This window comes from Propionicimonas sp., from assembly GCF_047606205.1.
GTDB lineage: Bacteria > Actinomycetota > Actinomycetes > Propionibacteriales > Propionibacteriaceae > Propionicimonas.
Map to the genome: position 1 here is coordinate 1 of NZ_JASGES010000183.1, position 8,242 is coordinate 8,242.

Annotated in this window: 10 protein-coding genes; 9 read left to right on the forward strand and 1 reads right to left on the reverse strand. The window is 71.6% G+C overall.

The features are described 5' to 3' along the window. Positions 1-300: 300 nt before the first annotated feature. The 5 genes from QM633_RS11220 (at position 301) to QM633_RS11240 (ending at position 4,429) form a co-directional block, all read left to right on the forward strand. On the forward strand, positions 301-903 hold the full coding sequence (locus tag QM633_RS11220; protein WP_415153843.1) for a hypothetical protein: 603 nt from the start codon (positions 301-303) through the stop codon (positions 901-903). Between the two features lie 151 nt (positions 904-1,054). Next, entirely contained in the window at positions 1,055-1,498 is a 444-nt protein-coding gene (rplM, locus tag QM633_RS11225; RefSeq protein WP_415153844.1) for a 50S ribosomal protein L13, read from the forward strand. Positions 1,499-1,512: 14 nt separating this feature from the next. Continuing rightward, on the forward strand, positions 1,513-2,028 hold the full coding sequence (rpsI, locus tag QM633_RS11230; protein ID WP_415153845.1) for a 30S ribosomal protein S9: 516 nt from the start codon (positions 1,513-1,515) through the stop codon (positions 2,026-2,028). Positions 2,029-2,041: 13 nt separating this feature from the next. Beyond that, positions 2,042-3,409, forward strand: coding sequence for a phosphoglucosamine mutase (gene glmM, locus QM633_RS11235; RefSeq protein ID WP_415153846.1), 1,368 nt, complete (start codon positions 2,042-2,044; stop codon positions 3,407-3,409). A 420-nt stretch (positions 3,410-3,829) separates the two neighbouring features. Then, positions 3,830-4,429 carry a hypothetical protein gene (locus tag QM633_RS11240; RefSeq protein WP_415153847.1) on the forward strand — a complete coding sequence of 200 codons (600 nt, stop codon included), beginning with the start codon at positions 3,830-3,832 and terminating at the stop codon, positions 4,427-4,429. Positions 4,430-4,548: 119 nt separating this feature from the next. Here QM633_RS11240 and QM633_RS11245 read toward each other — a convergent pair whose 3' ends face one another. Then, positions 4,549-4,770, reverse strand: a complete 222-nt coding sequence (locus QM633_RS11245) for a hypothetical protein (RefSeq protein ID WP_415153848.1) — start codon at positions 4,768-4,770, stop codon at positions 4,549-4,551. Between the two features lie 160 nt (positions 4,771-4,930). Between QM633_RS11245 and QM633_RS11250 the strand changes: the two genes are divergently transcribed. The 4 genes from QM633_RS11250 to QM633_RS11265 all read left to right on the forward strand — a co-directional run. Further along, complete coding sequence (locus QM633_RS11250) at positions 4,931-5,707, forward strand: glycosyltransferase family 2 protein (protein ID WP_415153849.1); 777 nt, start codon at positions 4,931-4,933, stop codon at positions 5,705-5,707. Continuing rightward, on the forward strand, positions 5,704-6,669 hold the full coding sequence (locus tag QM633_RS11255; RefSeq protein ID WP_415153850.1) for a glycosyltransferase family 2 protein: 966 nt from the start codon (positions 5,704-5,706) through the stop codon (positions 6,667-6,669). The genes QM633_RS11250 and QM633_RS11255 overlap by 4 nt, the downstream gene beginning before the upstream one ends. Beyond that, positions 6,666-7,973: a hypothetical protein gene (locus QM633_RS11260; RefSeq protein ID WP_415153851.1), complete on the forward strand. Its 1,308-nt coding sequence runs from the start codon at positions 6,666-6,668 to the stop codon at positions 7,971-7,973. Before QM633_RS11255 ends, QM633_RS11260 begins: the two co-directional genes overlap by 4 nt. Next, on the forward strand, positions 7,970-8,242 hold a 273-nt coding region (locus QM633_RS11265), incomplete at its 3' end, for a hypothetical protein (protein WP_415153852.1). The genes QM633_RS11260 and QM633_RS11265, both read left to right, overlap by 4 nt.

Genomic DNA, 8,242 nt, shown 5'->3' on the forward strand with positions numbered 1-8,242 from the left:
CCGACGGGCCGGCAGCCGACCGGAGGGCGCCGGGCGGGGCTGGCGCACCGGAGCCGGGGCACGGCGGGGTCCCGAGAGCCTCGGGAGCGCGTCGCCGAGGTGGCGTCCCCTGCCGGTAACGAATCGGTGTCGATTCGGGGCGGGCCCGGCGGGCGGCGTGGGACCTGCCTAGGGTGGCTTCATGCTGGGGAGGCGGACGGCCCGGTCCGGGCGGCCGGGGAGCCGTGCGGGAACCTCGACGTCGTCCGCCGCGGTGCCGGGCCTGTCTCGACGTGGTGCGGACGCGGCCGCGGGCCAGCGATGAGCGCCCCGGCGAATCCACCCGGCGGCAAGGGCTGTCTCCTGGCGGCCGGTGTGCTGGCCGGGGTGGTGGTTGGTGTGCTGGTCGGAACCCCGCTGTTGATCGTCGGCGGGACGGCATTGTTCGGTGAGCGGCTCGGCGCCTCCTCGCAGCGGACCGACGCCCTCGCGGTCGTCGGGGTGGATCGGGAGGGCGGCAGGTTCTATGCGTCGGTGGAGTTCGCCGATGACGTCGTGCTCTGGCTCGGCTCCTTCGATGGCGGCGCCACGTGGACGAAGGCGGCCGCGCCGAAGCGCTACACCACCGGTGGCTATGGCAGCACCGTTCTGGCGTGCGCGAACAGCGAGGTGTGCTACCTGGCCCACGTGCGCACCGCCGACGGTGCGTCCCCGCGCCACCTCGTCGACAGGCTGGATCCCGACCACCGCTGGCACAACGAGCTGGACAGCGGCGAGGAGTGCTCAGCCGGCAGACTGGTGGTCGATCCGGACGACGCAGACCGGGCGCTGGTCACCTGCGACGGCCGGAACGTCGCCCGCCGCGGGCCTGACGGCACCTGGAAGACCGTCGATCTGGTGGCGATCGCGAGTTCGCTGCGCTGATCCGGCGGGCGTGGCCCGAACGACCGGGTCGCCAGTTTTGACCCTCCGATCCGGGCACGGTAATCTAAGGCGCTGTTGCGCTGTGGTCCGCCACTGGCTGACCCCGCACCGCACGACAGAGCACACACTCATGGAAGCAGGTCGAAGACCCGTGTCTACGTACAGCCCCAAGCCTGGCGAGATCACCAGGGACTGGCTCGTGATCGACGCCGAGGACGTTGTCCTCGGGCGGCTGGCCGTCACCGCGGCGACCCTGCTGCGTGGCAAGCACAAGGCCCAGTTCGCCCCGCACGTCGACACGGGTGACTTCGTGATCGTCGTCAACGCCGACAAGATCGCCCTCACCGGCAACAAGGCCACCGACAAGCTGGCCATCCGCCACTCCGGTCGTCCGGGCGGCCTCAAGTCGGTGCCGTACGGCGAACTGCTCGCCACCGACCCGCGCAAGGCCGTCGAGCGGGCGGTGTGGGGCATGCTCCCGAAGAACAAGATCGCTCGTCAGCAGATCAAGAAGCTCAAGGTCTACGCCGGCCCCGAGCACCCCCACGCCGCGCAGAAGCCGCAGCCCTACCAGATCACCCAGATCGCTCAGTGAGCCGAGGAAGCACAGTGACGCAGACCGCCGAAGAGACCGTGGCCGACGAGGTCGTGCCCTTCGTTGAGGGCGAACGTGAGATCGCCTACCGCGCCGAGGCGCAGCCGAGCACCGCGGTGCCGGGCGGCCGTCCGGCCGTCGTCGCGCCCGCCGGGGCGACCGGCCGCCGCAAGGAGGCCATCGCCCGCGTCCGGATCGTCCCGGGCACCGGCCAGTTCTCCATCAACGGCCGCAGCCTCGAGGACTACTTCCCGAACAAGCTGCACCAGCAGACGGTGAACGAGCCCTTCGTCACCGCCGCGGTGGTCGACGCCTACGACGTGATCGCGACGATCGTCGGCGGGGGCGTGACCGGCCAGGCCGGTGCGCTGCGCCTGGGTATTGCCCGTGCACTGAACGCCGTGGACGCCGAGGCCAGCCGCCCGGCCCTGAAGAAGGCCGGCCTGCTCACCCGCGACGCCCGCGTGAAGGAGCGCAAGAAGGCCGGCCTGAAGAAGGCCCGCAAGGCTCCCCAGTACAGCAAGCGCTGACCTGGGGTCGGGCATGGCTCGACTCTTCGGAACGGACGGGGTCCGCGGTGTCGCGAACCTCGAACTGACGGCGGAGATCGCCCTCGAGCTGTCGGTGGCTGCCGCGCACGTCCTCGCCGAGGCGGGGGCGTTCGGCGCCCACCGGCCCAGGGCTCTCGTCGGGCGAGACACGCGCGCCAGCGGCGAGTTCCTGGAGGCGGCCGTCGTGGCCGGCCTCGCGTCCGCCGGGGTGGACGTGGTGCGCCTCGGCGTGATCCCCACTCCCGGGGTCGCCCACCTCGTCGGCCAGCTGGACGCCGATCTCGGCGTGATGCTGTCGGCCAGCCACAATCCGATGCCCGACAACGGCATCAAGTTCTTCGCCACCGGCGGCGTCAAGCTCGACGACGACATCGAGGACGCGATCGAGCAGCGCATGGCCGAGGCCTGGCGGCGTCCCACCGGCGCCGGCGTGGGCAGGGTGAGCGATGATCCCGGCGCGATCGAGGCCTACGTCGCCCACCTCGTGGCCAGCCTCGGCGCCGATTCCAGCCTCGAAGGACTCAGCGTCGTCATCGACTGCGCGAACGGTGCGGCCAGCATGACCGCTCTCGCCGCGTTCGAGGCGCAGGGCGCAGAGGTGATCCCGCTGCATGCGTCCCCCGACGGCCTGAACATCAACCTGAACAGCGGCTCGACCCACATGACGTCGCTGCAGGAGGCCGTGCTCGAGCGCCGGGCCGACCTCGGCATCGCGCTCGACGGGGACGCGGACCGCTGCCTGGCCGTCGACCACATGGGGACGATCGTCGACGGCGACCAGATTCTCGCCATCCTGGCGCTGGCGATGCGGGAGGACCACGCGCTGCACGGGGACACCGTGGTGGCCACCGTGATGAGCAACCTCGGTTTCCTCAACGCCATGCGCGATGCGGGGATCGCCGTCGACCAGACCAAGGTGGGCGACCGCTATGTACTGGAGGCGATGAACGCCAACGGTTTCACTCTCGGGGGCGAGCAGTCCGGGCACGTGATCATGAGCGAGTTCGCCACCACCGGCGACGGGGTCCTGACCGCGCTCCACGTGGCCGCCCAGATGGCCAGGACGGGGAAGTCGCTGCGGAAGCTCGCCTCGGTGGTGACCCGGCTCCCGCAGGTGCTGGTGAACGTTCCCGGCGTGAACAAGGCCCGCGCCGGGATCGACCCGGTGGTCAATGCCGCGGTGTCGGCCGCGGCGAGGGAACTGGGCCGCAACGGACGCGTGCTGCTGCGCCCCTCCGGCACCGAGCCGCTGGTGCGGGTGATGGTGGAGGCCGAGACCGCCGGCCGCGCCCAGGCGGTCGCCGATCGCCTCGCCGAGGTGGTTCGGGACCGGCTCGCCCTGGAGCCCGCCGGCCGCTGATCCACCGCACTCCGCGTCCAAACCCCGGACTCGCCCAACTGGAGTGCTGGCCATCTCTGCCCCTCCGCAGCCGTCCGCCGGGCGCAAGGTCGGTCAGCCGAGGGCGGCAGGGATCCCGGCTGCTGATTCGAGTGGTCGAGCGTGCCCGGCCTGGGCTTGACGGAGGGTCGCGACCCACCCGGCCGGCTGGCCCCGCGGGCCTGTGAGCCGGCCGGCACAAGACGGCTTCGGGGCCATCTGTGGTTGCTGAGGGCCACGGTTCCCGTCGAGGCCCTCGTCACGGCAGGAGCTCTCGACGCGAGTGCTGGCCCTCGTGCGCGGACGATGGCCCTCGACGAGGAGTCCGGACAAGGCCTAGGCTCTCGAGACCGCTCCGGCGTGTGGTGGCCGAGTGCGGAATCAGGTGATCAGGGTGGTGATGTGAACGAAAGAGCTCGGCCTTCAACCGAGGATTTCCTCGCTGCGCTGGAGAAGGATGAGGACTACCAGCGCCGGTTGGCCGAGGCGGAGGCGGAGGCGGATGCCCAAGCAGAGATGCTGGCCGTCGCGGAGGTTCCGCTCACCCGAGCACTGCATGCGGCAGGGGTCGATGTGGAGTCGGTCTGGGAGGTGTATCCCAAGCTGGCTGGGTACGCGTTGGCGCTGCCGGTGTTGGTAGAACATCTCGAACGTGGCGGGTATCCGGATCTCACGACGGACGCGCTTGGCCAAGCGTTGTGTGCGAGAGCGGCCGAGCCGTACTGGGACCGCTTGAGAGCCATTTACCTCTCCCCGCGGACGGAGGCCGAGGAGGTAGCGGTCGCCATTGCCCTCTCGGGTGCGGCCGGCCCCAAGCAGTTCGACGACCTGGTCGAGTTGGTGGGGCGGGAGGATCGAGGGGATTCGCGGCTGTTCTTCCTGCGGCCGATCAACCGGATCGGTCGTGAGCGAGGGCGGGCAGTGGTCGCGGCCCTGCGCGACCACCCCCTTCTTGGCGCTGAGGCGACCGCGATCCTGAAGGGCCGAAGCCCCAACGAGTAGTGGTAATGCGACTCATGCCTAAGGTGGATGCTTGTCGAGTCGCTCAGGCGGCCACCGAGGCTGACCGGACGCGCCGAGGGGGCTCCCCAGGCTCGACCAGTCGCGCCGCGGGGCCACGCTCAGCGCTGGAACCAGGAGCGCTTGCCTTTCGCCGGGCGGTAGGCGCCGCACACGCTGACGTCGCAGAGCGCGCACTCCGTGCCCTTGCGGTAGTGCTCGTGGGCACTCTTCGGGTGGCCGCAGACACACACGTCCGCGTCGGCCGGCTCGGCCCCCTCCGCCGACGGCACGAGCCGAAGGGTGGGTTTCTGCGCTGAAGTCGCGCCTGGTTTTGCGGTCATGTTCCAACCTCGTTTCCCCTCCGGCCAGCGCATGGACTCCCGGCAGCCGACGTGCCTAGCCTAGAAACAGGCCCGAGGAAGTGCCGTCTGTTGATCCCCCCGAACAGACCAAGGAGGCACCCCCGTGTACCACCACCGTGTTCCGCCAACCAAGCCCCTCGTGACCATCGTCGTACCGGCGAAGAACGAAGCAAGAAACCTCGAGGTCGTGCTGCCCCTGCTCCCCGACGTGCACCAGATCCTAGTCGTCGACGGCCACTCGGTCGATGACACGGTGGCGGTGGCCAGGTCGGTCCGTCCCGGCGTCGAGGTGATCACCCAGACCCGCAAGGGGAAGGGCAACGCCCTGGTGTGCGGGTTCGAGCACGCCACCGGAGACATCATCGTGATGTTCGACGCGGACGGCTCGGCCGACCCGGACGAGATCCCCGCCTTCGTGGACGCGCTGCTCGCCGGCGCGGACGTCGCGAAAGGCACCCGCTTCGCCCCCGGCGGCGGCAGCGACGACATCACCCGGATCCGTCGCGCGGGGAACTGGTGCCTCAACGGCCTGGTCAACCTCCTGCTCGGTGCCCGGTTCAGCGACCTGTGCTACGGCTACAACGCCTTCTGGCGCCGGGTCGTGCCCGACCTGCGGCTCCCTGCGACCCGCATCGACGGGACGGCCACCGACACCATGCTGTGGGGCGACGGGTTCGAGATCGAGACCGTCCTCAACTGCCGGTTCTCGATGCTCGGTCTCGCAATCACCGAGGTGCCGAGCGTGGAGAAGCTGCGCATCTTCGGCGAGAGCAACCTGCACGCCGTCTCCGACGGCTTGCGCGTGCTGCGCACGGTGATCGACGAGCGGCTGAAGTTTGCCCGCCTGGTCCAGCGCGAGGACGCCCGCTCCAGCGGGACGCCGCAGCGCACGGCCGAGATCAGGGCGGTGGCATGACGGGCCCCGCGCCCGTCACCGTCGTCATCTGCGCATACACGCTCCAGCGTTGGACAGAGCTGGAGCTGGCCCTCACCACCGTGCTGGCCGGCCCCGGCTCCGTGCACACCGTCCTGGTGTGCGACCACAACGATGAGCTGTACGCGCAGGCACGGCGGGCGTGGCCCACGGTGACGGTCGTCCCGAACAGGGGCTCCCGGGGACTGTCCGGGGCGCGCAACACCGCCCTCGAGCTGGTCACCACCGAGCTGGTCGTGTTCCTCGACGACGACGCCTGTCCCGCCGACGGCTGGCTGGACGCCCTCCTTGCGCCGTTCGCCGACCCTGAGGTCGTCGCCACCGGCGGGGTCGCCCGTCCGGTGTGGCCGGACGGGCGGCGTCCCGCCCACCTGCCCGAGGAACTGTGGTGGGTGGTGGGGTGCAGCTTCGCCGGTCAGCCCGATTCCGGACGGGTGCGCAACGTGATGGGCTGCAACATGGCGTTCCGGACCGACTCGCTGCGGGCCGTCGGCGGCTTCTCCGGGGATCTCGGCCGGGTCGGCCGCCACCCGGTGGGCGGCGAGGAGACCGAGGCGTGCCTGCGGATCGGGCGTCGTGAACCGTCCCGCCGGATCGCTTTCGTCGCACCGGCCGTCGTGCGGCACCACGTCACCAGGGAGCGGACCAGCTTCGCCTACCTGGTCCGGCGCAGCTACGGCGAGGGCCTGTCGAAGGCGGCCCTGGCCCGGATGGTCACCGGCGCCGAGGCGCTGTCGACCGAGGGCCACTACGTCCGCAGGACGGTGCCGCGCGCCGTCCTGCGCGAGCTGCGGCACCCCCTTCGCGGCGGAGCCAGGGCGGCCGGTGGGCTGGTCACATCGGTCCTCGCCGCCGGTCTCGGCTACCTGCGCGGAACCGTCGCCGGCCAGGTCACCCCGGTGGCGCGGGAGCCCAGGGCGCCGCTGGAGGTGAGGACCGCATGACCGCCCCCGCCGAGACGCTGGACGCTCACGCCCGGCTCGGCCGCGCGATCCGGAGCGACTCGCTGTGGCTGTTCAGCGGCTACGCGGTGACCGCTGCGATCGGCTTCGTGTTCTGGATCGTCGCGGCGCTGCGGGTCGCCCCGGACGTGCTCGGCGCCGACGCAGCCCTGATCTCCGTGGTCTCGGCTGCCGGCGCCGTCACCTCCAGCGGCATCGGCTCGTCGATGGTGGTGATGCTGCCCGGCGCAGGCCGCCTGCGCGGCTTCCTGGTCCGGCGCGCCCTGGCCTCCACCCTGGTCGTCGGGGCTGTCGTCGGCGCGGTCGCGGGACTCCTCGCCGGCAGACTGCTGAACGTGCCGGGGGACACCGTGGTGCTCGTCGCCGCGATCACGGCGATGACGATCTGCTGGGCGGTCTTCAACATCGAGGACCAGATGTTCGCCGGCCTGGGACGCGCCCGCTGGACGCTGTTCGTGAACGGCCCGGCGAACCTCGCCAAGCTCGCCCTCACGCTCGTTCTCACCCTCCCGCTGCTGGCCGTCCCGCACCCGGTCCTGCAGGCCACGATCTACCCCGCGGCCGCCGCGGTGCTGGTCAGCGTGCTGGTCCTGCTGCCGCGCTTCCTGGCCGCCGACGAGCCGGCCGAGCCGGCGATCGCGGACGTCCGGGTGCTGGTCAGGGCGTTCGGGGTGTTCGCGGTCCGGGACTCGCTCGCGATCGGGCTGCTGCTCGGCGCGGGCCTGCTCACCCCGTTCCTCGTGACCGCGCTGGCCGGCCCCGTCCAGGGCGCCCTGTACGCGCTCGCGTACCAGTTCAGCGTCGCGCTCGACCAGATCACGGTCGGCTTCGCGACCTCACTGGCCAAGCACGCCAGCACCGATCGCGCCGGCAGCGTGGCGATGGCGTTCCGGCTGTGGCGACAGGTGTTCGTCGTGGTCCTCGCCGGTGGCGTGCTGGTCACGGTGGCGACACCGGTCATGTTCGGCCTGCTCGGCCGGGGCTACGACCCCGTTCTCGGCGCCGCCGTGGTCGGGCTGCTCGCCGCCGGCTCGGTGGTCCGCAGCGTCTACTCGGTGTGGTCGTCCCTGCTGCGCGCGGAGCGGCGGGTCGTTCCCGTCCTGGTCTCCAACGCGGCCTGTGCCGTCCTGCTGGTCGCGCTGCTGGTCGCACTCGTTCCGGTGCTCGGCGCGGCGGGCGGTGCGCTCGCCGTCCTGGCCTCGGCCGGCTGCTCAGCCCTGATCGGCACGACCGGCCTGCTCCGGTTGCGCCGCGACGTCGTCCCCACCCCCGGGAGGTACGCATGACCACGACACTGACCGCCGCCATGCCATGGCACGGCGCGCCCGAGGGGGCCGACGCCCGCTGGGTGGGGCTGCTCGATCTCGACACGGTCCAGCTGGACGGCTCCGACCTGGTCCTGGCCGGGGGAGCGGACTACACCGGCGCCCGGCTCCTGGTCCGAGAGGGTGGCGTCGTCCGCGGCTACCTCGCAGCGCGCGTGGTCGAGGGGCGGATCGCGGGCGCGGACCTCGCCACCGGCCTGGCCGGGCTCCCCCCGGCCGAGCCGGCGGCG

What these genes read in the sequence shown, in the direction of transcription:
- QM633_RS11220 (WP_415153843.1), top strand. Translation starts at nt 301, where the DNA reads ATGAGCGCCCCGGCGAATCCACCCGGCGGCAAGGGCTGTCTCCTGGCG.
- QM633_RS11255 (WP_415153850.1), top strand. Translation starts at nt 5,704, where the DNA reads ATGACGGGCCCCGCGCCCGTCACCGTCGTCATCTGCGCATACACGCTC.
- QM633_RS11260 (WP_415153851.1), top strand. Translation starts at nt 6,666, where the DNA reads ATGACCGCCCCCGCCGAGACGCTGGACGCTCACGCCCGGCTCGGCCGC.
- glmM (WP_415153846.1), top strand. Translation starts at nt 2,042, where the DNA reads ATGGCTCGACTCTTCGGAACGGACGGGGTCCGCGGTGTCGCGAACCTC.
- QM633_RS11245 (WP_415153848.1), bottom strand. Translation starts at nt 4,770, where the DNA reads ATGACCGCAAAACCAGGCGCGACTTCAGCGCAGAAACCCACCCTTCGG.